19 protein-coding genes and 1 tRNA gene are annotated in these 22315 nt (G+C 65.0%); 10 read left to right on the forward strand and 10 right to left on the reverse strand.

Annotation, left to right across the window (positions count from 1 at the left end; all coding sequences use genetic code 11):
- Positions 1-123 precede the first annotated feature (123 nt).
- Both CH285_RS08125 and CH285_RS08130 read right to left on the reverse strand, forming a co-directional pair.
- Positions 124-1710, reverse strand: coding sequence for a GMC family oxidoreductase (locus CH285_RS08125; RefSeq protein ID WP_094643575.1), 1587 nt, complete (start codon positions 1708-1710; stop codon positions 124-126).
- A 42-nt stretch (positions 1711-1752) separates the two neighbouring features.
- Positions 1753-3441, reverse strand: coding sequence for an aldehyde dehydrogenase family protein (locus CH285_RS08130; RefSeq protein ID WP_032392338.1), 1689 nt, complete (start codon positions 3439-3441; stop codon positions 1753-1755).
- 224 nt (positions 3442-3665) lie between these two features.
- Here CH285_RS08130 and CH285_RS08135 point away from each other — a divergent pair, with 224 nt between their 5' ends.
- Complete coding sequence (locus tag CH285_RS08135; RefSeq protein WP_094643573.1) at positions 3666-4853, forward strand: PucR family transcriptional regulator; 1188 nt, start codon at positions 3666-3668, stop codon at positions 4851-4853.
- Positions 4854-4857: 4 nt separating this feature from the next.
- On the opposite strand, the gene CH285_RS08140 is transcribed toward CH285_RS08135, so the two are convergent.
- From CH285_RS08140 to CH285_RS27830, 5 genes are all read right to left on the reverse strand, one after another.
- Positions 4858-5832, reverse strand: coding sequence for an esterase/lipase family protein (locus tag CH285_RS08140; RefSeq protein WP_094643622.1), 975 nt, complete (start codon positions 5830-5832; stop codon positions 4858-4860).
- A 188-nt stretch (positions 5833-6020) separates the two neighbouring features.
- Positions 6021-6094 (reverse strand) — tRNA-Gly (locus tag CH285_RS08145).
- Between the two features lie 19 nt (positions 6095-6113).
- Complete coding sequence (locus CH285_RS08150) at positions 6114-7907, reverse strand: putative bifunctional diguanylate cyclase/phosphodiesterase (protein WP_094643572.1); 1794 nt, start codon at positions 7905-7907, stop codon at positions 6114-6116.
- A 143-nt stretch (positions 7908-8050) separates the two neighbouring features.
- Positions 8051-10165 carry an Rv1355c family protein gene (locus CH285_RS08155; protein ID WP_176458492.1) on the reverse strand — a complete coding sequence of 705 codons (2115 nt, stop codon included), beginning with the start codon at positions 10163-10165 and terminating at the stop codon, positions 8051-8053.
- Positions 10162-10890, reverse strand: a complete 729-nt coding sequence (locus CH285_RS27830) for a hypothetical protein (protein WP_051364987.1) — start codon at positions 10888-10890, stop codon at positions 10162-10164. Before CH285_RS27830 ends, CH285_RS08155 begins: the two co-directional genes overlap by 4 nt.
- A gap of 140 nt (positions 10891-11030) precedes the next feature.
- On the opposite strand from CH285_RS27830, the gene dcd reads away from it, so the two are divergent.
- The 7 genes from dcd to CH285_RS08190 all read left to right on the forward strand — a co-directional run bounded on the left by dcd (position 11031) and on the right by CH285_RS08190 (position 18623).
- Complete coding sequence (dcd, locus tag CH285_RS08160; protein WP_027495411.1) at positions 11031-11609, forward strand: dCTP deaminase; 579 nt, start codon at positions 11031-11033, stop codon at positions 11607-11609.
- Between the two features lie 105 nt (positions 11610-11714).
- Entirely contained in the window at positions 11715-13232 is a 1518-nt protein-coding gene (locus tag CH285_RS08165; protein ID WP_176458493.1) for an Hsp70 family protein, read from the forward strand.
- Positions 13233-13317: 85 nt separating this feature from the next.
- A complete protein-coding gene (locus CH285_RS08170; RefSeq protein ID WP_094643621.1) occupies positions 13318-14757 on the forward strand; it encodes a CYTH and CHAD domain-containing protein in 1440 nt (479 codons plus the stop codon).
- Positions 14758-14839: 82 nt separating this feature from the next.
- The gene (locus CH285_RS27835) at positions 14840-15916 is read left to right on the forward strand and encodes a hypothetical protein (RefSeq protein WP_176458494.1); all 1077 of its coding nucleotides are present in this window, start codon (positions 14840-14842) and stop codon (positions 15914-15916) included.
- Between the two features lie 150 nt (positions 15917-16066).
- The gene (locus tag CH285_RS08180) at positions 16067-16354 is read left to right on the forward strand and encodes an ANTAR domain-containing protein (RefSeq protein ID WP_094643569.1); all 288 of its coding nucleotides are present in this window, start codon (positions 16067-16069) and stop codon (positions 16352-16354) included.
- 137 nt (positions 16355-16491) lie between these two features.
- Entirely contained in the window at positions 16492-17460 is a 969-nt protein-coding gene (locus CH285_RS08185; protein WP_176458495.1) for an Hsp70 family protein, read from the forward strand.
- A gap of 83 nt (positions 17461-17543) precedes the next feature.
- Positions 17544-18623: a fused (3R)-hydroxyacyl-ACP dehydratase subunits HadA/HadB gene (locus tag CH285_RS08190; RefSeq protein WP_032374830.1), complete on the forward strand. Its 1080-nt coding sequence runs from the start codon at positions 17544-17546 to the stop codon at positions 18621-18623.
- 412 nt (positions 18624-19035) lie between these two features.
- Here the strand turns inward: CH285_RS08190 and CH285_RS08195 are convergent, their stop codons facing one another.
- A complete protein-coding gene (locus CH285_RS08195; protein ID WP_052073932.1) occupies positions 19036-19590 on the reverse strand; it encodes a CGNR zinc finger domain-containing protein in 555 nt (184 codons plus the stop codon).
- Between the two features lie 52 nt (positions 19591-19642).
- Here CH285_RS08195 and CH285_RS08200 point away from each other — a divergent pair, with 52 nt between their 5' ends.
- A complete protein-coding gene (locus tag CH285_RS08200) occupies positions 19643-20233 on the forward strand; it encodes a LysE family translocator (protein ID WP_094643567.1) in 591 nt (196 codons plus the stop codon).
- Between the two features lie 23 nt (positions 20234-20256).
- Here the strand turns inward: CH285_RS08200 and CH285_RS27840 are convergent, their stop codons facing one another.
- Positions 20257-20421, reverse strand: a complete 165-nt coding sequence (locus CH285_RS27840; RefSeq protein ID WP_155290302.1) for a hypothetical protein — start codon at positions 20419-20421, stop codon at positions 20257-20259.
- A 29-nt stretch (positions 20422-20450) separates the two neighbouring features.
- Complete coding sequence (locus CH285_RS08205) at positions 20451-20921, reverse strand: winged helix-turn-helix transcriptional regulator (protein ID WP_094621350.1); 471 nt, start codon at positions 20919-20921, stop codon at positions 20451-20453.
- Between the two features lie 93 nt (positions 20922-21014).
- Between CH285_RS08205 and CH285_RS08210 the strand changes: the two genes are divergently transcribed.
- Positions 21015-22184, forward strand: coding sequence for a thiolase family protein (locus tag CH285_RS08210; protein WP_032371733.1), 1170 nt, complete (start codon positions 21015-21017; stop codon positions 22182-22184).
- Positions 22185-22315 lie beyond the last annotated feature (131 nt).

Raw genomic sequence — 22315 nt, forward strand, 5'->3', positions numbered from 1 at the left:
GTTGTGGGTTATTCGGCGCTGCTTGCCGATCGGATGGGTCTTCATCGCGATGCCTGCATTGAAGCGGTGCCGACCTGTTACCCCACGGTGTGAACGGTCAAACCAGACATGTTCACGTTCGGCTCAGCCCAGGATCAGATCCGCGGCTCGTTCGCCGATGATCACCGACGGTGCATGGGTGTGGCCGCGGATGATGCTGGGCATGATCGATGCGTCGGCGACCCGGAGTCGGTCGACACCCCGAACCCGCAGCGCGGCGTCGACGACGCTGCCGGCATCGTTGCCCATCCGCGCGGTGCCCACCGGGTGGTACAGAGTGTGCGCGTTCTGCTCCAGGGCCTCGGTGAGTAGATCCGCCGGGGAGATGTTCGACGCCACCCTGGGGCGTACGACGTCCCCGAGCTGGCCCTTCAGGGACGGGGTCTCCGACAGCGCGACGCATACGCGCAGTCCCTCGATCATGGCCCTGCGGTCCATTCCGTCGGGGTCGCTGAGGTAACGCGGCTCGACGATGGGCTTGGCCAGGGGGTCGGCGGACCGGAGCGTGATCTCGCCTCGGCTCTTGGGTTGCAGCAGGACTGTGCCGATGACCGCGGCGTGTGCGTCGGCGGCGATCAGGCCTTCGTCGAAGAACGGGGCCGGTCCGAAGATGAGTTCGAGGTCCGGCAGCGGCAGATCCTCATGGCTCCGGATGAAGCCGTATGCCTCCGCGACGTTGGAGGTGAGCATGCCGCGTCGGCGCGCGAGATAGTTGATGAGTTCGGGAATCTTCTCGGCATGGAAGAGGGAGTCCTTCTCGGTCTTCCATCCGATGAGGGCGGCCAGGTGGTCGAGGAGGTTCTGCCCGACGTCCGGCGAGTGGTGCCGGACGGTGATGCCGTGGGCTGCGAGCTGCTCCTTGTCTCCGATGCCGGAGAGCATCAGCAGCTGCGGTGTGTTGATGGCTCCGCCGGACAGAACGACTTCCTTGTGTGCGCGCACCGTATGGGTGACGCCGTCGGAGGTGTATTCGACGCCGACGGCGGCGCTGCCCTCGAAGAGAACCCGGGTGGCCTGTGCCTCGGTGAGGACGGTGAGGTTGGTGCGCTTCTTGGCCGGGCGAAGGTAGGCGTCGGCGGTGCTCCAGCGGGCGCCGCGTTTCTGGTTGACCATGGTGCGGCTGAAGCCCGTGGGTTCGGGCAGGTTGGGGGTTTCCACCGAGTAGCCGGCTTCCTCGACGGCGGAGAGGAAGGACGAGGTGAGCGGGCGTGAGCTGCGCTGGTGGGAGACGATCAGCGGCCCGCCGGTTCCGGCGTCCAGTTCTGTTGTGCCCTCGATGTTCTCGATCTTGCGGAAGTATCCGACGAGGTTGCGGAACGACCACGAGTCGTCGGAATTGGCCGCCCACTCGTCGTAGTCGGCGGCGAATCCGCGTACCCACATCATGGCGTTCATCGACGACGAGCCGCCGAGCATCTTGCCGCGCGGCCAGTAGATGCTGCGGTCGCGTAGCCCCGGCTGGGGTTCGGTGAGGTAGTCCCAATCGACCTCGGTACGAAAGAGTTTGGAGAACGCGGCGGGGATGTGGGCGAACTTGTTCTTGTCTTCCGGGCCTGCCTCGAGCAGGATCACGCTGTTGCGGGGATCGGCGCTGAGCCGGTTGGCCACCACTGCGCCGGCCGAGCCCGCGCCCACGACGATGTAGTCGGCGGTTGTGTTCTGTGTGCTCATGATTGTCCTTCGGGTTCGTCGGCAGCTGTCGTTGGACGCTGCTCAGCCGCGCAGGGCGGAGGCGAATATTGCCGGGAGTTTGGTCCAGGACGGTGCTCCGGCGAATGCGGTGAGCAGCTTCCCGGTCGATGCTGCGGTTTTGTTGGTGACGAACCACGGCGGCTTGGGGGAGATGGACATCTCTCCGCTGATCAGCGACCTCGACAGTGGGCGGAAAGGTCCGCGTACCACGGTTCGTTCGGCACCGTCGATCAGTAATGCGTTGTGCACGATGCCGATTCCGCTCTGCACATCGTCGACGGTGTGGCCGGGGAACGCGCCCCAGGTGGCCGATGCGGTGAGGAATCCGAGGGCGGTCCAGGCATTGACGGCGATGGTGCCGTACCGCAGGTCTGCAAGCATGGAGTCGAACTTCTCACCGAGTTCCTTGATGGTGCTCGGCGTGCCGATGATGTTGATGCCGAGGGTGCCGGTGAACTCCTCGTTGGCCGTCTGGACGGCCTTGGCGGCGAATGCTGCTCCGGTGTAGGGCAACTCGATGACGCCCATCACGGGTGCGAAGTACTCGGTCTGCAGAAGCGGTGCGTACTCGCCGGGATCGAGGTCGGTGATGAGCACCCGGCCACCGCCGTCGCCGAGCCGTTCGGCCGACGGGTACGTGGCAGTGGCGTCGGACACTCGTCTGTCGCTGCCCGGGTAGTACGGGGCGCGGGCCGGTGCCCGGTCGAGTGCGGCGCGCAGGGCTGCGATGAACTCGTCGCGCTGCTTCCATTCCGAGGACAGCACGACGACCTGCGAAGCGACACAGTTGTATCCGCTGTTGTGCAGTCGCTGGGTGGCTACGTGTTCGGCTTGGAACTCGATGTCCGCGCGGCTCCACTCGCCCGGCAACACGATGGTGGGCGAGACGCCACCGAGTTCACTGGAGATCTCCTTGGTCAGGATCGGCCGGTTCGCCGCCTTACGGGCGGCACCGTCGGGTCCCGGGCCGAAGACGATGGCGTCGTGGGTGATTGCGCTGCCCGTCATGTGGACGTGGTCGACGCGATCGTGGTTGACCAGGTAGGTGCCGACGTCGGCTCCACCGGTGAGCAGACGCAGCGCGCCGATGTCCACCAGTGGGGCGAGGATCTTCTCGAAGACCGGCAGCAGTGGGTCCATGATGGGGTTGAGCTTGAGCGCGACGACGCGGTTGAAGGCGATCAGTTCGTAGAGGGCGTCGAGCGGGGCGATCGAGGTGATGTTGCCCGCGCCCAGGACGACGCCGACGCCCGCGGTGCGCGTCGGGTCGAGTTGGGCGAGGCCTGCGGTGCGCTGTGCGGTGGCACGGTCGATTCCGGGCCGGAGCCACACCTCGGCACTGAACCCGTTGAGCAGTAGCTTCTCGAAGTTGTTGAGCGGCAACACCGATACGGTCGTCCGCCCGCCCGGGGCTGTTCCGAACTTCGCTCCGGCCAGCGGGCTGCCGCCTGCCTCGAGCGCGGAGAGGGTGTGCGCGAGCGTGCCGAGACCGCCGAGAAGCGAGTACGGGCCGGAGAGCCATTCCTCACCGAGCAGGTTGGACGAGGGGTCGAGGCCCTTGACCGACGCCGCGGCGGTCACCCATTCCTGCGCGTGCGTCGTGGTGAGGGCGTGCATGCGCTCGAGCAGTGCCCGGCGGTCGGCCAGGCCGAGCCTGCCCCAGGTCTGCTCGCCCGCGTCGAGGTCGGCAAGAGCGGTATCGACCGCCAGGGAGGCGTCCGGTCCGTTCGTCGGTACAGGCTGCAGATGCGGGGTGACTTCGTTGGTCAACTTTTCGTCTCCACTCGTCGTTCGGATACACGGCTTCGAGTGTGATTCTGGTCGCATTGGGGGCGGCAGGCTATGGGCCGCCGCTGTCAATCGAGCGCAGCGGATTGTGCCGTCGCACAGTTTGGGTGTGGTGTGGCTTACATTGGCCGGGCTATGGTTCAGTCATGACCACCACCGAGTCCGCTCTGCATCCGTCACCGACCGAGCTGGCGGCGGCGATGCTCGACGACGTCGACGAGCTGGCGAGCGAACTGGTCCGGCGCATCCTGGGAGCCGAGCACGCGTATCTGGAGGCGACGCTGCTCACCGCGGATCAACTCCACGAAGCGTCTCGCAGCAATCTGGCATCGATGTTGGGCAAGCTGTCCGGGCGTGCACCGGTTCGGCTCGAGTCGGCGCAGCAGGCGGGCAGGCTCAAGGCCGAGCAAGGTGTACCGCTGGCGGCATTGCTGCACGCGTTCCGGCTCGGTGGTCGGCTGGTCTGGGACGAGTTGATGGTGCGTTCGCACGGCCGGGCCAGCCACGCGCTGCTGGACATGGCGGCGCAGGTGTGGGCATTGGTCGACGTGTATTCCGACGAGGCGGCCGAGGCGTATCGAGAGAGCGCCGATATGCGAGCCCGCGAGAGCGCCGAAGCCCGCGGCCGGCTGATTCGGGTGCTGTTCGCCGATCACGCTGCGAATCCGGCCGCGGCGGCGGATGCCCTGCGTGCGTTCCGAATTCCGGATCGCGGCTTTTTTGCGGTGGTATCCCAGGAACCCTCGTCGACGGGACTCGGTATCGAAGGCGTCGTCGCTCGGTTGCGGGCCGCGGGAACCGAGTCGGTGTGGGATGCCGAGGTGGACGGAAGCATCGGATTGTTCTGTGCCGCTCGGGAATCCGACATCGATACGGCACTGGCCACTTTCGGAGAACTGTGCCCGGGGCGGATCGGTGTCAGTTCGGTGTTCCGGTCGCCGTCGGGAATCGGTGACGCCGTGGGGCAAGCCCGTCTGGCCCGGTCGTGCAGCTTTCCCGATTCTGTGCCGTCGACGCCGGTGCGCTACGACTCGGTACCGGTGCCGTTACTGCTCGCGCGCGACCCGAAATCCGGCCGTATCGCGGCCCGTCAGATTCTAGGCGATCTGTTGGCGTTGCCCCGCGCCGAGCGGACGAGTCTGCTCGCCACTCTCGATGCGTGGTTCTCGTGCGGTGGCTCCACCAAGGATGCCTCGGAACAGCTGCACTACCACCGCAATACGGTGTTGTACCGATTGCGGCGTATCGCCGAACTCACCGGTCGCGACTTTCGTGATCCCGTGCAGGCCGCCGAACTCTATGTCGGGCTTCGAGCCCATCAACTACTGACCTGACGGGTCAGTGGCTGGCCAGCACGACGTCGAGGATTCCCGTTCCCAGCGGTACCGGAACGCAGGACGGCTGACGTGCATTCGCGGGGTCGAGTGCGTTGAGCGCCAGACGCAGCGCGGTCGGGTCGTAGGTGAACGTGAAGTGGGCGACCTCGGTGTCGGGGCACACGTCCTGGATCACGATGTTGTGCGCTCCCGGATCTCGCAGCAGCGCATTGGTATACGGCTGAATGACCTCGTCGACCTTGGTGGCGATCGAGGTGTAGTCGACGCCGGGGACGGTGTCGCCGCCGGCGTTGAGGTTCTCGAGAAAGTCCGATCCGGCCATCAACTGGGCGAGGCCCGGTCCGAATTCGTCGGCCACCAGACCGGTCGCGCCGGGCACGGCTTGTACGACGGGGGCGACTCCGTACATGGTGCCGCCGTAGGTCGGTGACGCGATTCCCACCCATCGGTCGACGACATCCGCCCCGCCGAGCCGGTTGACGAAGTATCGGGCGACGGCAGCACCCTGCGAGTAGCCCACCACGTCCACCGCCGCGGCACCGGTCGCGTCGAGGATGGTCGCCGTCATCGATTTCAGTTGTGCTGCACTGTCTTCGATGACGCCGTAGCCGTTGGACTTACCGTCCGGCGACGCGCCGTAGTTGATGGCGAAGACACAGAAGCCTGCGGCGCGCAGGATGGGGGAGAAGCCGGCCCAATCGGAGTAGGCGGTGGCGTCGGTGCCGTGGACGAGAACGACAGGATTGGGGTGCTCGGCAGAGGGCACGCAGCTCATGTCGTTGGCCCCGGGCGGGGCGGCGTCGCGGTTGGTCGACGCGTACCGAATGGCATCGGCGTGGTCGGGTTGAGGCGGTGCAGCGGCGATGGGCATGAGTGGGCCGGCATGTGCGAGTGGTGCCGCTTGGGTCGACAAGACCGACAGTGCAGCGGTGAGTGCGACGACGAGAAGAATCAGACTTCGGCGTGGTCCGCGCATGATCACACGGTATTCCTGCAGTTGTGAAATGTCCCTACGAATTCGGACATGAACGCATAAAAGTCACAACAATAGTTCTGTAGCGATTATTGTGTCGCATGCCGATTGCCGACCGAGCTACCGGTGACGGCGAGGGTGCAGACGCGGGGATCGATCGAAAGACGGGTTTACCGCCGACAACGGGAACGTGGAGCCGGTGACGGGAATCGAACCCGCCTCTCAACCTTGGGAAGGTCGCGTTCTACCAATGAACTACACCGGCGTGTGGTGCGGCGTCCAGATTAGCAGGGTGGCCCGACGTCGATGCGTACACCGTGCAGCAGGGCCTGGGCGTCCTCGGCAGGCACCGGTTCGGAGAAGAGGTAGCCCTGAGCGCGGGTGCAGCCCAAGGCCACCAATGTGCTCCTGGCACTCTCGGTTTCGACGCCCTCGGCGATGATGCTCAGGCCGAAGGCGTGCGCGAGCCCGATGATCGACTGGACGATCGCGAGGTCGTCGGTCGCCCCCGATCCGAGGTCGGTGACGAACGCGCGGTCGATCTTGAGCGCGTCGACGGGCAGTTCCTTGAGGTGTGACAGCGAGCTGTATCCGGTTCCGAAGTCGTCGATCGCCACCTGCACGCCGAGCTCCCGCAGTTCCCGGAGCGTCACTCGGGTGCGCGAAAGATCCTGTACGACGGCCACTTCGGTGATCTCCAGGCACAGGTTGCAGCCCGCGATCGAGAATTCCTCGAGGGCGCTCGCCACGGTGGCCGCAAAACCGGTGGTGACCAGCTGTACGGGCGAGATGTTCACGCGCATCACGATGTCGAGGCCGGGGATGTCCCGTTGCCACGCAGCCAAGGTCCGGCACGCGTGGTCGAGAACCCACCGACCGAGCTCGCCGGCGAGGTTCGTCTCCTCCGCCACCGGAATGAAGGCCGACGGTGGTAGCAACCCGCGGGTGGGGTGACGCCACCGAACCAGTGCCTCCACCGCAGTGATGCGCCCGGTGACGAGGTCGACCTCGGGTTGGAAGTGCAACGTCAGCGAGTCGCCTGCAATGGCGTCACGCAGATGGATCTCGACGTCGTTGCGGAGTTCGGATTGCGCGTGCATCTCGTCGGTGAACAGCGAGATGTGATGTCCACCAGCACGCTTGGCCACCAGAGCGGCTTGCCCTGCTTGTCGGAGCAGGGAGTCGGCGGTGTGGGTGCCGGGCACGCCGAAGGCGATTCCGATGCTGGCGCTGCGACCGATTCTCTCGACACCGAGAGTGACCGGTGCCTGTATCGACTCGGCGATCGTGCGGGCACGGTCGGTGGCGACGCGGTGCGAGCACGGGCCCGCCAGGACCACGACGAACTCGTCGCCGCTCAGGCGGGCCGCGAGACTCGCCGATTCGTCGACGAACGCCTGCAGGCGTTCGGCGACAGCCTGGAGATACTGGTCGCCGGCGAGGTGTCCGAGAAAGTCGTTCAGCGCCTTGGTGCGGTCCAGGTCGATGTGCAACACCGCCACCGGACCGGGCATCGACGGATCGAGTCGGTCACGGAGGTGTTGCGTGAGTGCGGTCCGGTTCGGGAGTGAGGTGAGACCGTCGTGCAAGGCCGAGAACCTGATCTGTTCCTCGGCGCTGACTCGCGCCTGCAACTGCGACAGCAGAGCAGCAATTGCTTTGAGGGCGTTCAGTTCTGCCTGGGACCAACTTCGGTCTCCCACTTTGATGAAGCCCAGAATCCCGGTGGTGCGTTCGGAGTGCAGCAGCGGCACGACGGCCATCGAGGTGGCGCTCAATCCCGAGGCGGTCTCGACGCGTCGGCGATAGTCCTCCTGCTCCGGGTCGGGCCGAAACACTGCCGGTTCGGACAGTGTTTCGGCCATCGCGAAGACCGAGTCGGCCTCGTCGAAGTAGACGACGGCCAGGGGGTCGGGATCGGGCACGCTCAGGCGCGGTGGCCATTCCGCGGTGAGTCTGGTTGCCCGGGCATCGAAATCGTGGTGCCGGAGAAAGCTGAAATCGATGCCGAGGTAGTCCACGAGCTGACGCAGTACCGACAGGTATGCTTCTCGCACCGTCGCCGCGTCGACGCCCATGAGTTCGGTGGCGACGCCGGTGACGAGGACCTCGAGTGTCCGACTGTTCTCCAGGGCCCTACTCCCGCCTCTCGTCGACGCGGTCTCGTGAACCGCTCCTGTAGACGCAGTGCAGGACTGTTCCCCCTGGTCTATGCCGGACTCTACCCCGGTAAGGACGCCGAAACCGCGACTCTGCGACTGTATATCGCGCCTCGTGGCGCAGTGCCGAGCCGCAACACCAGAGCGATCGACTCGGCCTCGTCCAGTTCCGCCAACGTCCGCAGCTCGAAGTTCAACTGCTGCAATGTCTCTGCGTGGGTCGGAGACAGTTCTCGGTGCTCGTCCATCGTGCGCGCGTAGAGGAACGGTGGTGAGACGGGTTGAACTGCCAGTGCGTGCAGATGTGAAGTCACCCAAACGTTCTCCGTTGCAAATCCACCCCGGATGTAATGCGCCGGAGTCGATCCGGGCACCACGATCACTGCGAGCGCGGAGCTCGCCGATACGCGATCGCGCATGTCGGTGGCCAGGGCAGCGCCTGCGTTCCAGGCAGACACGAGCGCCATGACGTCGGGCCGCCCGATGATGTCCAGCGTGGACAGGTCTGCGGCGTCGATGCCGAGGCTGGCGACGTCGATGCCCCGATCCGGGTCCGGATCGCCTGCCCAGCGCAGTTCGGAGAACATCTCTCGGTGCAGATGCGGCGTGAGATACCGAATCCGGTCGGCGGCCGCGAGAATGTCCGCTGCCGCGGTGATGGACTCGCGCGTCGTCAACAGCACGGCACGTCCGCCTTCGGCGGCTGCGGCCGCAACGAGATCGGCGACCACCGCATCGTCCAGCGTCGACGGTGACCCGAGCTCGCGGTCCGTGGATCGGGTGAGCACGGCGTCGAGGAGGCATCGATCGGTGATCGGTCCGGCGGTACCGTCGCGCAACGACAGCTCGACCGCCTCGTCGGTGATCTCGATGCCGGCGAGCATGCCCTGGGCGGTGGCGGCCACGCGCGCGTTGAATCCGGCTGCGCCCACAGCGACGAAGCTGCCGCGGTACGCGATATCGAGGGTGGACGTTCGGGATCGATCGACGTCGACCCGGAAGGTCCGGCCGTTCGAGAAGAAGGTCCACGGCTGACTGTTTCCGCCGGAAGGCGCTCGTCGTGCCGCTTCGAGTATCGAGTCTCGGGAATCCACGCTCTGCGGACCGGCCGCATCACCCGAGACCTGTCGGCGGGTGGGGGCCGGCGTGTTCAGCCCGTCGAGGTGCACCTCGAGATCGATGCGGATACGGCCGGACGGTAGGTGCGCTCCGGTCCCGAAGCGTCGGACCGCCGCGGCGATGGTGGCACCCCCGAGTTGGACGTCGCCGCCCAGCTGGGGCCACGTCTCGATCGTTTCGCCCACCTCCACCATCGAGGCCGCCATCCGAGCCGAGAGCAGGGAGGCGTCGAGCTGATCGAGCACGATGGGAATCTTGTCGCGGGTTCCGAGTCCGTGCAGACCGGCGGACTCGATGTCGCCGAGTACGCCATGAAACACCGGCCGCTGTGGTTCGAGGTCGAATCGCTCGACGTCCAGCAGACCTCGATCGGAGGTCTCCATCAGTACGGGGATTCGACGCGACCTGGCCGCCTCTCGTGCGCGGACCTTGATGTCGAGGGAGTCGCATTCCTCGACGAGCAGGTCGAGTCCGTCGAAGAACTCGTCGATCGTGGTCTCGTCGATCCCGTTCCGAAAGACCTCCACCGTCAGATACGGATCTATTTCGGCGATTCGCCGGGCGGCGACGATCGCTTTGTTGACACCCAGATCGATGATCGACGCCGGAATCCTGTTGAGGTTCGACAGTTCTATCTCGTCGAAATCCGCGAGGCGAAGAGTTCCGCAGATTCCCTCGAGTGCGAGAGTGTGCGCAATGGCGTGTCCGACGCTCAATCCGATGACGCCGATCGTGAGATCTCCCAATTTCTGCTGTTCCTCGAGGGTTATCTTGTTTCTGTTTCGGTCCAGTCGGAGGTGCCGATACGAATTCGGACCGAGAACGGCGACGACGGTATTGCGCCACGGGAAATAGACCCACCTGTCGCTTTCGTCGAGAAGGCTCTGCTCAGGGCTCGGCAACAATGCATGCAGTCCGGCTCGCTGGGTGGCGCGTTCGTCGAGAACGGTGATCGAGGTGTCACCCCGTAGCTCGTCCAGGGCGGCCCGCTGTGTGGCGACCGTCTCGTCGAATATCACAGGCTGCCAGCTGTATTCGGCAGTGATAGGAATCGTCACGACGCCACCGCCGAGTGCAGGTTCTTCGACGTGCCGTGCTGTGCGAGCAGCGAGACCGTGTTGCGTTTCATGCGCCGCCACGTCTCGAGTTCGGCATCGAACGCGAGAGTCGTTCGGTCCCACCAGAACACCTCGGTTCGGTATCGGTCGTCGGGGTAGGGCACCGGTTCGATGTGCGTTGCGATCGCTGCTCCGGTGCGCAGCCACGCGGCGCGGACGTGGGAGGCGGCAGTGGCCAGCGCGTAACGAGCGCCCAGCAGTGCTGTGCTGTAAGCCGGTGACTGCGCGATCATGGTGGTGACGGCGCGGCCTCGGGGTGCTCCCGGGGCAACCCACGCCGACTTGATCTCGACGACCCCGTCCTCGATGCGGCTGTCGAGCATCGCGCGAACGCGGTGTCGGCCCTCGGGATGCGCGGCGAATTCGACGAGTGCGTGTGATTGATCGGCCGAAGAATACGGCCCTTGAACGCGAACTCCGCCGAGGATCGTTCCGGTTCGGTCGAGAGCGGCGAAGAACAATGCGGTGGTCCCGCCGTCGCGAATTGCCGATATCTCGAGCGCTGGTGTCACGTCGTGGCGTCGATAGCTTTCTTCGGCACCGTCGAGAAATTGCGTCCACAAAGCGGGACTTCGGGTGGGAGTCGTGGCCAGAATGTGGCACTGGGAGGGATGATCGAAGTACGAAGGAACGTCGATTCGAATGCGCTTGGGTCGAATGTACATAGGGGCTCTTCCTGAGGGAGTGTCACCGAATGTGAGAGGTGTGACCGATCGATTGTCCGACTGTTCGGTCCGCCCGTACCTGTGGAAGTGGTCACTCGGGTGCTTCGCGTAAGGCCCGTGAGGACCAGTAGCCTGCAGTGGTGCTGCTCTCCGACCGTGACATTCGTGCCGAAGTGACCCTGGGCAACCTGGCGATCGATCCCTTCGATCCGTCGATGGTGCAGCCGTCGAGCGTCGATGTGCGACTCGACAAGCTGTTCCGGGTGTTCAACAACACCCGGTACACCCACATCGATCCGTCCCAGCAGCAGGACGAGCTGACGACGTTGGTGGAGCCACGAGCGGGTGAGCCGTTCGTTCTTCATCCGGGGGAATTCGTCCTCGGTTCCACTCTCGAACTGACGACGTTGCCGGATTATCTGGCGGGTCGACTCGAGGGGAAGAGCTCTCTGGGCCGGCTGGGACTGCTCACCCACTCGACGGCAGGATTCATCGACCCGGGATTCAGCGGTCACATCACGTTGGAGCTGTCCAACGTCGCCAACCTGCCGATCACGCTGTGGCCGGGAATGAAGATCGGGCAGCTGTGCCTGTTCCGGCTGTCGTCACCCTCGGAGAATCCGTACGGCAGCGCCGCGGTCGGCTCCAAGTATCAGGGGCAGCGTGGTCCCACTCCGTCGAAGGCGTATCTGAACTTCATCCAGTCGGACGTGACATAGACCAACGTTCGGTCTGTTTTCTTGGACGAAACCTGGTGAGTTCCCGGTTGTAGCGGTATTCTGGTGCTCGAACGTGGGTTGGGGCCTACCAGAATGAGGTTTCTCGTGTCCGCGGTACCCGATCCGACCGTGCTCGGCGCTTCCCTGGGGTCGAGTGGCGTCCGCAGTGTGATCAGCGACAGCTCGGGTGTCGACACGGTGCTCCACGCCCTCGAACCGGTTGCCACCGGGCCCGCGCCCAACGGTCTCGCCCCGGATCCTTGGGATGCCGTCGTCGCATCGGTGCACAGCACGGCAGACGAATACGCGTCCGCTCGCTACTACCCGGTGCTCGCCCTCCGCGAGAGCGATCCCGACACGGCCTTTCGCGAGGACTTCTCCGACGGCATCGTGCTCGTATCCGAACTGGGTGCGCAGCTGGGCGCGTTACGAGAAACCGGAGTGCTCGCCGGTGAGCGTTGCGTCGCGCTGTTCGACGTCGGCGCATCCGGCACCAGCGTGTCGGTGGTCGACGTCGAGTCCGGTCGCGTCCTGGCCTCGCGTCGCACCGAAGAACTCCGCGGCGACGACTGCGACCGTGTGCTCAGCGACCACCTGATCGAGACGTTCGGCGCGGCGGAAGCCTTGACGGTGGCAGCTCGTCGACAGCTCGTGCACGACGTGCGAGACGGCAAACACCAGCTGTCGATCCTGCGCAGCGTCTCCGTCGTCGGGCCGTTCGTCGGCGGTCGCGCCTCGTTGTGGCGACACGACCTCGACGAGCTCATCGGCGACGCCGTTCGTGCGGCAGTCTCCACAGCCGTCGACGTGCTCGAGTCCGTCGCCGCGAGCGGCGTTCACGTGGAGGCGATCGTCGCAGTCGGCGGCGGTGCCAACATGCAGATCGTTCGGCAGACACTGTTCGACGCCGTGTCGGTGCCCGTCTACGTTCCGGAACGACCGGAATTGTTGGCCGCCCGTGGGGCAGCCGGGATCGCGCGGACCGTGGGAGCCAGGCCTGCACCGGCCCCTGCCGTGATGGCCGTGACTGCCGTGCCCTCCCGTCGTCCGCGGCACAGCGGCAGCCCGTCGAGGCGAATGGCCAGGGCAGCGAAGTCCCGCCGCGTCGGGGGCGCACTCGCAGCGCTCGTTGCGGTGTGCGTGGCCGGAACCGTGGTCGCGGCAGCGGCCCGGACCACCGACGACACCCCCGAACCGTCGATCGCGACCTCGCAGAACGCGTCGCCCTCCGCCCGATCGCAGGCTGTGATGCCTGCGGTGGACGGCTCACCGTCCGTGTCGACGCCGCCCTCGGTGCCGGCCGCGTCGTCCTCGACGTCTCCGACATCCGGAGTCTCGACGTCCTCTCCTGCACCCACCTCGCCGAGCAGTGCCGAGTCACCGCCTCCAACTCACACGATTCCTGACGTCACTGTCCTTCGGCCCGCGCGTGAGGGCACTCGAGTTCCGACGACGACCACGGCTCCGACCACCACGACGGCTCCGACTCACCTCACGACCACCACTGCGCCGGCCACCACTGCGCCGACCACCACTGCGCCGACCAGAACGACGTTGCCGCACACCACCACTCGCGCCTCGACCCCGACGAAACCCACGATCACCACGCCTCGGCGACCGTAGACACCGCCGTTCGTTTTGCCGTGGCGGCGATAGATCTACGGTTTCGACCGCCACGGGGCAGCGTCCTCGAGGCAGGATGGTCGGTATGGAGTCACAGACCGAGCGCGAAGACAAGTTCGATGTCGATGCAGACTTCGAGTTCCCCTCCCTCACCTCGCTCGTTCCTGCCGACGGCGCGGCGGTGGAGACCGACACCGAACTGGTCAGCGAGTACTTCGACACCACCGGTCACGATCTGCTGCGTCGGGGAATCACCCTTCGGCGACGCACCGGAGACTCCGATAACGGTTGGCACGCAAAGGTTCCTGCGGAGAAGGCGCGAACCGAGATCAGGCTTCCACTCGGTCACGGCGACCCGCAGGTCGTGCCCGACGAGCTGGCCGACGTACTGCGCGGGGCGGTCATGGGCAAGCAGTTGTCGGCTGTCGCCACCCTGACGACGCGTCGGAAGATTCGTACCGTCACCGATGCATCCGGAGCCGTCGTGGCCGAATTCGCCGACGACGCGGTGTCGGTCGTCCTGATCGGCGGCGCGACCGGGCCGCAGTGGCGTGAGGTGGAGGTCGAGCTCGGGCCCGCCGGCTCGGAATCGTTCCTGAAGAAGGCGAGCAAGGTGCTTCGCGCGTCGGGTGCGACGCCGTCGGCACATCCGTCCAAGTTGAATCGTGCGCTGTCGGTGGTTCGGGAGGAGCCGGCGCACGACGGGCTTCGGTTGCTCGTCGATTATCTCGACGAGCAAGCGCAGGCCATCGTGGCCGGCGACGTGTATCTGCGCCGCGGACTGGATCCGATTCACTCCACGCGGGTGGCCATCAGGCGCTACCGCAGTACGCTTCGCGTCTTCGGCAGCGTGTTCGAGGACGAGCCCACGGCCGCACTCGAAGCCGAATTGTCCTGGTATGCAAGCCTGCTCGGCGAGGTGCGAGATCGACAGGTGCAGCGGGCGCGGTTTGCAGCGGCGCTGCGAGACCTTCCGTCGGAACTAGTTCTGGGCCCGGTGGCGTCGCGTATCGAGAACGACCTGCTGGCCGAGCAGATCCGACACCGCGAAGCCGCGATGGCCGAGCTCGACGGCGAGCGCTACCGAGAGTTGCTCACGACCGTGGCTGCCTGGTCGAGGGGATTGCCGATCGATGGCGAGGTGAGTGAGCGGTTGCTGATCAAGCTGGCGCGCAAGGCCGGCAAGAAGGCCGTAGACCGCACCGAGAAGGCTGTGCGAGGCACCGACGACGAGCAACTGCACCGCGCGAGGAAGGCCTCGAAGCGGGCTCGGTATGCGGCCGAGTTGGTGGCACCCGTCGTGGACAAGAAGGTGTCCAAGTCGAATATCAAGAGATACAAGCAGATTCAAGAAGTTCTGGGCGAGCATCAGGATGCCGTCATCGCGGCGGAGATTCTGCGCACCCTCGGGGCTCGAGCGGGAACCACCTCCGGCGAGAACGGGTTCACGTTCGGACTCCTCTTCGAGCGTGAGCGCCGTGCAGCCGAACTGGCTCGTGACGAGGCGAGCAAGTTGGAGTTCTGACCCCGCACACAAACCGTCGTTTTCCCCGTTTATGCCCTCGAAGTGTACTGTGGGGCCGAATCGAGTAGGGGGGTCGACGGGTATGTCCGTTGCGTTGGGCGTTCACGTCGGAACCGACGAGATCTCGGCCGTCTTGGTCGAAACCGATCTGCCCGGTCTGGGCCCGGTCACCTCGCGACCCGTGTCGATCGCCGCTGCCCCCGGCGGAATCGGTGACGCCGTTGCGACGGTTCTCGGAATCATGCGTGTACAGGCAGCTCAACGAGACCTGATCGTCGACGGTGCCGCCGTGGTCTGCGACAACCTTCTGCACGGCGAGATCGTTCGGGCCGCGCTGGCCGACCACCGCGTCGTCGACGTCGAGGTATTGGCGATGGACGATCCGCGGTTGCCCGACGAGTACCCGTTGGACGTGGCCGCCGCCGTCGTCGGTGCCGCGTCCAGGGCGGGCCGTCCGTCGGGTGACGAGATCGCTGCGGGGCGACCCGGCTTAGACGATCGGGCCGGAGAATTCGATGCTGCGTCGCGGGGATCTCGATGGACCATGGTCGGATTGGGTGTGGCCGTGCTGGCTGCTCTGAGTGGGGCAACCGTGTGGGCGTTCTCCTCGCTCGCGCCGACTCAGGACGCAGTACTCGATACCGCAGATTCCAGCATCGCCCCATCGGCGCCCGGTCGGCCGGCGTCGAGCGCCGGGCCGGTTGTTCCTGTGGCTGGGCCGTCCGCGGTTCCACCGATCGGCGCGGGTGTTCTGGATGTGACGACGGCCGGCTCCGGGTCGGGAGGCATCTGGATCGACGCGTTCCCGATGGACGCCCCGAGTGCGACGTCGAACGCACCGAGTTCGTCGTCGACGGGACGGGAGAACTCGGGTGGCGGCTATTCCGCCCCCGGTGGTCGGGATACGAAAACAGAGAACTCGAAGCCCGAGACCGAGACTCCGCCGACCGACGACGAAACCACAGCTCCCACCGATACGAACGTCCCAGATCCCACGGAACCGGGTCCGACCGAACCCACGGAGCCGACGGAGCCCACGGAGCCCACGGAGCCGACGGGGCCGACCGAGCCCGTGGAGCCCGCGGAGCCTTCGGGGCCGACGGATCCCGAGCCCGCGCCTCGGACGGAGGAACCACCTGTCACCGATCCGGCAGAGTGACGATTTCATCGATAATCCGTTGTGAGCGAGCGGGTTCGCTACTTCGAAAAGTCCGTGGTGTGACAGGTGTGTGAATTCGACTCGGACACCTGAGCTTCTGCTCGAGCCTGGCTACCATCGGGTGATCGACCAGTAGACGGTGAGTTCTCGATGACCGACAAATCCGCAGTAGAACCGGTGACGCGCACGACCATCGACAGGGCTGTGGGTGTCCTCATTGCCTTGCGCGGCTGCAGTCCGGATGAGGCGTTCGCCGAATTGGCAGCGCACAGTTTCCGTTTCGATGTTTCTCTCGTGCAGTCGGCTCGATCCATCGTCACTGCGGCACGAGGAATGGACTCCGACAACGGCGTGGGCTGTGCCGCGATGTCGTCGGCGCAGGAGGAGTGGGGCTCGTTGCTCGCCGACCGTCGGGCCGGATTCGGGCACGTCGCCTGACCCAACTCGTCGCCCGAGTGGTTGTAACGAATCCCAAAACAAACCGAAAGTTGAATAGAACAGGGCATTTACCGACTCCTCGACGGTTCGAGGCGCTACGATCGCCAGGTCGGAGTAGCTAGGCGAGTCGAGGGAACATGAGATCTGTCCTTGGTGTCTCGGTGGGTTCAGCCATTGCCCGGGGTGTAGCCCTGGATGCGTCGGACGAGTCGGTACGTTCTGCGCACGTCGTGCGATCGTTCGATCCCGACGACCATCTGCAGGCCGCGCTCGATCTGTTGGATTCGATGTCGCGGGATCAGATGGTGGATCGACCGGACATCGTTCTCGCCGTTCCGGACGATCCCGGTGCGCGCGGACGCACGTCGGCGTATTCCACGTACGAGGCCGATCGTCTGCTGGTGGCGTCGGAGCTCGGGGCGCAACTTCGGTATCTACGCGGCACGGGGATGCTCGAGGGTGCGCGCACCGTGGCCGTGTGCGACATCGGGGCGTCGGGAACCACCGTGTCCATTGCCGACCCCGCCACGGGAGCGGTGCACAGTTCGGTCCGCACCACGTTGTTCGGCGGGATCGGGTGTGACGCCCAGATCTCGCGTTACCTTCTGTCCGTCTACGGGGCAGACGAATTGGCCTCGGAACGGGCCCGCGCGGAGTTGCTGGTGTCCGTTCGCACGGCACGCGAACAGCTGTCACGCCTGCGGGTGGCCGAGGTCACCGGGCCGTTCGTCGGCGGACCGGTCCGGTTGTGGCGCAACACGTTCGACGATGTTCTCGAGCGCAGTATCCGATCACTGGAAGATTGGGTGGCCAGCATCATCGTCGACGCACCCTGCGCCGTGAACGCGTTGGTGATGGTGGGCGGATGCGCCAACCTGCCGTCGCTGCGTCGGATGTTTCGACGCGATTTGATGTTGCCCGTCATCGCGCCTGCCAATCCCGAGTCCCTCACTGCGCACGGGGCGGCCCTGATGGCGATCGATGCGGTCGCGTCGCGCCAACACCGTCCGCGCGGCGCGATGAGCAGTGCGTCGGTGCTGACGCAGCCGGCCGCGATGGTGGGCATGGTGGGGTACCGGGACGCCCCGCGGCACCGTTCTGCCTGAGCCCCTTCCTGGCCAACGTGCGTCGTCGTTGGGTAGGTTGCTCGGGTAATGATGAACAGTAGGGACGAGACGGTGGGGCAACAGTGGCAGAGCAGGTAGCGGAGTCCGGCGCAGCAGCATCCGATGCGGGAGCATTCGATCCGGCGGAGCACGCGCGCAGCATGGTCGGGTATCACTACCGCACCGAGGACTACTACGAGGTGGGCCGCGAGAAGGTTCGCGAGTACGCCCGTGCCGTTCAGGATTTCCACCCCGCCCACTGGGACGGCGATGCCGCAGCAGCACTGGGCCACAGCGCTCTGGTGGCCCCGCTGACGTTCATGTCGTTGGTCGGCACTCTGGCGCAGAAGAAGCTGTTGCAGTCCATCGCCGAGGGATACGACCTCAGCCAGATTCTGCAGACCGATCAGGTACTGGTGTTCCAGAAGCCGATTCTGGCCGGTGACCAGTTGACCTGCGATGTCTCCCTCGACGCGTTCAAGACGGTCATGGGTCGAGACATGATGATCACCAAGAACGTCGTGTCCAACCAGAAGAACGAACTGGTGCAGACCACGTACACCACGCTGCTCGTCGGGCGATCCGGCGAGATCGATCCGGCCATCTCCGAGGCGGCTCGCAACATCGTGATGTTCGGTGCGACGACCGACACCAGCAGTGCCGAGGCGAGTGAGCACGACACCCTGTCCACTCCCCAGGAGCACGAGCCGCTCATCGTCGAGGAGTACCGGGGCCAGCCCACTCGGAAGTTCGACGAGGTCAATGTCGGAGACGAATTGCCCTCGCGCACTGTGCGTTTGACTCGCGGAGATCTGGTGAACTACGCCGGCGTCGCCGGTGACGCGAACCCGATTCACTGGGACGAGAAGTTCGCCAAGATGATCGATCTCGAGAACGTCCTGGCGCACGGCATGCTCACCATGGGTGTCGGCGGCGGATTCATCAGCGAGTGGCTCGGCGATCCAGGCGCGGTGAAGGACTACACCGTTCGATTCACCACCCCGATCCCGGTGGACACACACAAGCCGGCCGAAATCGTCTTCGGCGGCAAGATCAAGTCGAAGGACGAGGAGTCCCGTACGGCCGTCATCTCGATCGGCGCGACCTTCGAGGGCAAGCGAATCTTCGGCCACCGCGCTACTGCGACAGTGCAATTGGGCTGAGCCTGTTGCCGCGTATCGGCTCCTCGGTTTCGGATTTCTGACTCCGATCGGCGTCGGGTTTCCGAAGGTGGGGAGCTGATGTGTCGGTGGGGGCGCGGATGTGTGGGTGGGGGTTGCAATCTACGCCCCTGTTCGGAATTTACGCCCCGTGTGGGGGGTGTGGATTGCTGCTTGGGGCGTAGATGTGTCGGCTGAGCTTGTTGCCGCGTATCGGCTCCTCGGTTTCGGATTTTTGACTCCGATCGGCGTCGGGTTTCCGAATGTGGGGAGCTGATGTGTCGGTGGGGGCGCGGATGTGTGGGTGGGGGTTGCAATCTACGCCCCTGTTCGGAATTTACGCCCCGTGTGGGCGGCGTGGATTGCTGCTGGGGGCGTAAATGTGTCGGCTGAGCCACCTGGCGTACTGAACTGTTCATGATCCGCGCTTCTCCTTTGCGTGGTGTCGTGCCGCACGGGCTCGATTTCCGCATGCGCTGCAGCACCATTGCTGATTGGGCCGATCCTGCAGAAACAGTTGACCGCATCGCGGAGCGTCGCAGAGTGACAATCGTGCGCGATCCGGTCCGTTCAGTAGATCGATGACCGCTGACGCTGCACGGGCGCGTATCGCGTCGACCGGATCCGACGTCCCCACAACATGTCCGACGCCACCGCCGCCCCCGAGATCGAGCCGACGGGTCACCGGATGGCGTCGGGCAATGTCGTCGATGTGGTCGACGCTGTCTCCCGGAACTTCCATGTCCGACGCCACCGCCCGCAGTAGCGCCAGCATGTGATCTCGCGTCAGCCGGAATGTGTCGATGTCGGCATCGTCAGGGATTGTCTCGGGTACCCGGGCACCCTGTAGCTCGGCCCATTCCTGGAGATCGGCGGTGGAGGCGATCAGTTCGACGTAGGTGCCGCGTTGCAACTGCACGGTGTTGACCACGTCGAGCGCGAAGTGGTCGCCGAGCCAGTTCCAGTCCATCGCCCGAGTCTAATGGTTTACGGATGTAAAAGCATTAGATACCGTCGAGACGATGACGGACATCCAATGGTTACCGTTCCTCGGCGTCGTGCTGTTGGCCTACGCGATACCCGGTCCGGACTTCGCGGTGGTGGCCCGGGCGGCAGCGAGCAGCCGTAGTGCCGGGTGGCGAGCGGGCCTCGGCGCGCAGACCGGACTGTGCGTGCACATGATCGCTGCGGTGATGGGGCTGTCACTGCTCATCTCACGATCACCGATGGCGCTGAGCATCATTCAGATTCTCGGGGGTCTGTACCTGGTGTGGCTCGGTATTTCCGCGCTGCGACAGTCGTCGTCGGAGAGGCGTGCGACCTCCGATGTGCGCTGGTTTCGCATGGGCCTGGTGACGAACGTGCTCAATCCCAAAGCCATTCTGTTCTTCGTCGCGCTGCTGCCGCAGTTCGTCGATGCCGACGGACCGCTTCCCCTGCAGATCGGGTTACTCGGAATCGTGGATGTGGCAATCGGTGTGGTGGTCTGGGCGGTGGTCACCGCGGCTGTGGGCCGTCTGGCCGGTGGTTCGTCGAAGTCGACATCCTGGAACCGAGTGATCGGAGTCCTTTTCATCGGTATCGGAGTCGCACTCGCCGTCGAAGCGGTGTGACCCGAAGAAGGCACTTGCGCAAATCAGCGAACAATGTCCATGCTCGGGTCGTTCTTGGGTTTGTGGTCCCAAATGGAGGTGTCGGATTCCAGGGCCTGGCCCTCGTGGCTGGGCTGCACGGGGTCGGGTAGCTGTCGCCACTGTGCTCGCGGGTCATTCTCGGGTTCGATGCACGATTCATCGTCCATGGCGGAGACGCTACGCGTCGGCCCGGCAATCATCCGGCAACGCGTACTCGCAGCTCGTTCATCGGCACTTCGGAACCGACGCGGTCGGTGACCCGTACGCGCACGGGCTCGCCTCGGGAATCGACGACGTCGAGCGGTCCGTCGTCTTGTTGCAGGTACTGGTCGCCCCACTGCATCAATCCGAGTACGACGGGCAGCAGATCCTCGCCCATTCTCGTCAGAACGTATTCGTAGCGCGTTCTGCCCTTTTCGGGGCGGTAGGGCTTCTTGACGAAGATTCCGACGTCGACCAGTTCTTTGAGTCGGGCCGCACTGCTGGCGTCGGTGATGCCGACGCGTCGGCTGAAGTCATCGAAGCGGGTGGTTCCGTAGAACGCCTCGCGCAGGATCAGCATCGTCGATCGGGTGCCGACCACCGACAGCGCGCGTGCGATGGAGCAACGGTCACCTGCTGTCCAGCTGTCGAGATCGGACAGTGGGCCGTCCATGTGGAGGGGCATGCCACGATCCTACTGACTTTACAAAACTATAGCCAGCTCGTACCGTGGTGTCAGCGATCCGACAGGACCGGATCGATCGGACAAGGAGCCGTCATGAGAGACGCAGTCATCGTCGAGGCAGTCAGAACCCCGGTCGGACGGGGCAAAGCGAACGGCACGTTGCATCCCGAGCATCCAGTCGACCTGATGGCCCATAGCCTGCGGGAAGTAGTGCAGCGCAGTGGGATAGACCCGAGCCAGATCGACGACGTCATCGGCGGAGTTGTCACCGCGGTAGGGGATCAGGCGTCGAACATGACTCGGCGCGCGGCGCTGGCGGCGGGCTATCCGGAATCCGTACCCGCAACCACCGTCGATCGGCAATGCGGAAGTAGCCAGCAGGCAATACATTTCGCCGCACAGGGCGTGATCTCCGGTGCTTACGATCTGGCCGTGGCTACCGGTTCGGAGTCGATGAGCCGCATTCCGATGGGGTCGAACCTGGTGGGAACCGAGGATCCGGCAGGTGTCGGTTTCATCGAGAGGTATCCGGAAGGGTTGGTGCCGCAGGGCATCAGTGCCGAATTGATCGCGGCGAGATGGGGTATCAGCCGTACCGAGATGGACGAGTTCGCTCTAGTGAGTCATGCGAAGGCTGCCGCAGCCACCGAAGAGGGGCGTTTCAAGCGGGAGATCACCGCAATCCGCGGACTCGAACGCGACGAGGGGATCCGCACCGGATCCACACTCGATGCGCTGGCGGGACTGCGACCGGCCTACTTCAGCGACGCCATGGCGCAGCGGTTCCCGGAAATCGGTTGGAACATCACCGCAGGCAACGCAAGTCAGGTCAACGACGGTAGTGCGGCCGTCATGATCACGACCAGTGAGAAAGCGAAGGAACTCGGCCTGACTCCGATGGCGAGGCTGCACAGCTTCGCGGTGGTCGGCGACGATCCGTTGATGATGCTCACCGCAGTCATTCCGGCGACGAAGAAGGTGCTCGCCAAAGCCGGGCTGACGATGAACGACATCGACCTGTTCGAGGTGAACGAGGCCTTTGCGTCGGTTGTGCTCGCCTGGGCGAAGGAAACCGGCGCAGACATGAACAAGGTCAACGTCAACGGCGGGGCCATCGCCATCGGCCATCCGCTCGGCGGCAGCGGTGCCCGAATCATGACGACCATGGTCCACGCGCTCGCCGAGCGCGAGCAGCGTTACGGCCTACAGGTGATGTGCGAGGCCGGCGGGCTCTCGAACGCCACCATCATCGAACGCCTGTAATGCCTGCGGCAGTGGCGCGGATATGTGCTCTCGAGGGGCTGTTGCATTTTGATGGTGGGGTGTCTCGAGTGTCGAGGCACCCCATTGTCGGTGGTGCGGGACAATGTGTTGGTGGCGAAGGGTTATCGACC

The organism is Rhodococcus sp. 05-2256-B1, from assembly GCF_002258465.1.
GTDB classification, from domain to species: Bacteria; Actinomycetota; Actinomycetes; order Mycobacteriales; family Mycobacteriaceae; genus Rhodococcoides; species Rhodococcoides fascians.

Bases quoted from the DNA above. Each gene is read 5' to 3' on its own strand.
- CH285_RS08125 (WP_094643575.1), bottom strand. From the start codon at position 1,710: ATGAGCACACAGAACACAACCGCCGACTACATCGTCGTGGGCGCGGGC.
- CH285_RS08135 (WP_094643573.1), top strand. From the start codon at position 3,666: ATGACCACCACCGAGTCCGCTCTGCATCCGTCACCGACCGAGCTGGCG.
- CH285_RS08140 (WP_094643622.1), bottom strand. From the start codon at position 5,832: ATGCGCGGACCACGCCGAAGTCTGATTCTTCTCGTCGTCGCACTCACC.
- CH285_RS08150 (WP_094643572.1), bottom strand. From the start codon at position 7,907: ATGGGCGTCGACGCGGCGACGGTGCGAGAAGCATACCTGTCGGTACTG.
- CH285_RS27830 (WP_051364987.1), bottom strand. From the start codon at position 10,890: ATGTACATTCGACCCAAGCGCATTCGAATCGACGTTCCTTCGTACTTC.
- CH285_RS08170 (WP_094643621.1), top strand. From the start codon at position 13,318: ATGGAGTCACAGACCGAGCGCGAAGACAAGTTCGATGTCGATGCAGAC.
- CH285_RS27835 (WP_176458494.1), top strand. From the start codon at position 14,840: ATGTCCGTTGCGTTGGGCGTTCACGTCGGAACCGACGAGATCTCGGCC.
- CH285_RS08180 (WP_094643569.1), top strand. From the start codon at position 16,067: ATGACCGACAAATCCGCAGTAGAACCGGTGACGCGCACGACCATCGAC.
- CH285_RS08185 (WP_176458495.1), top strand. From the start codon at position 16,492: ATGAGATCTGTCCTTGGTGTCTCGGTGGGTTCAGCCATTGCCCGGGGT.
- CH285_RS08195 (WP_052073932.1), bottom strand. From the start codon at position 19,590: ATGGACTGGAACTGGCTCGGCGACCACTTCGCGCTCGACGTGGTCAAC.
- CH285_RS08200 (WP_094643567.1), top strand. From the start codon at position 19,643: ATGACGGACATCCAATGGTTACCGTTCCTCGGCGTCGTGCTGTTGGCC.
- CH285_RS27840 (WP_155290302.1), bottom strand. From the start codon at position 20,421: ATGGACGATGAATCGTGCATCGAACCCGAGAATGACCCGCGAGCACAG.
- CH285_RS08205 (WP_094621350.1), bottom strand. From the start codon at position 20,921: ATGCCCCTCCACATGGACGGCCCACTGTCCGATCTCGACAGCTGGACA.
- CH285_RS08210 (WP_032371733.1), top strand. From the start codon at position 21,015: ATGAGAGACGCAGTCATCGTCGAGGCAGTCAGAACCCCGGTCGGACGG.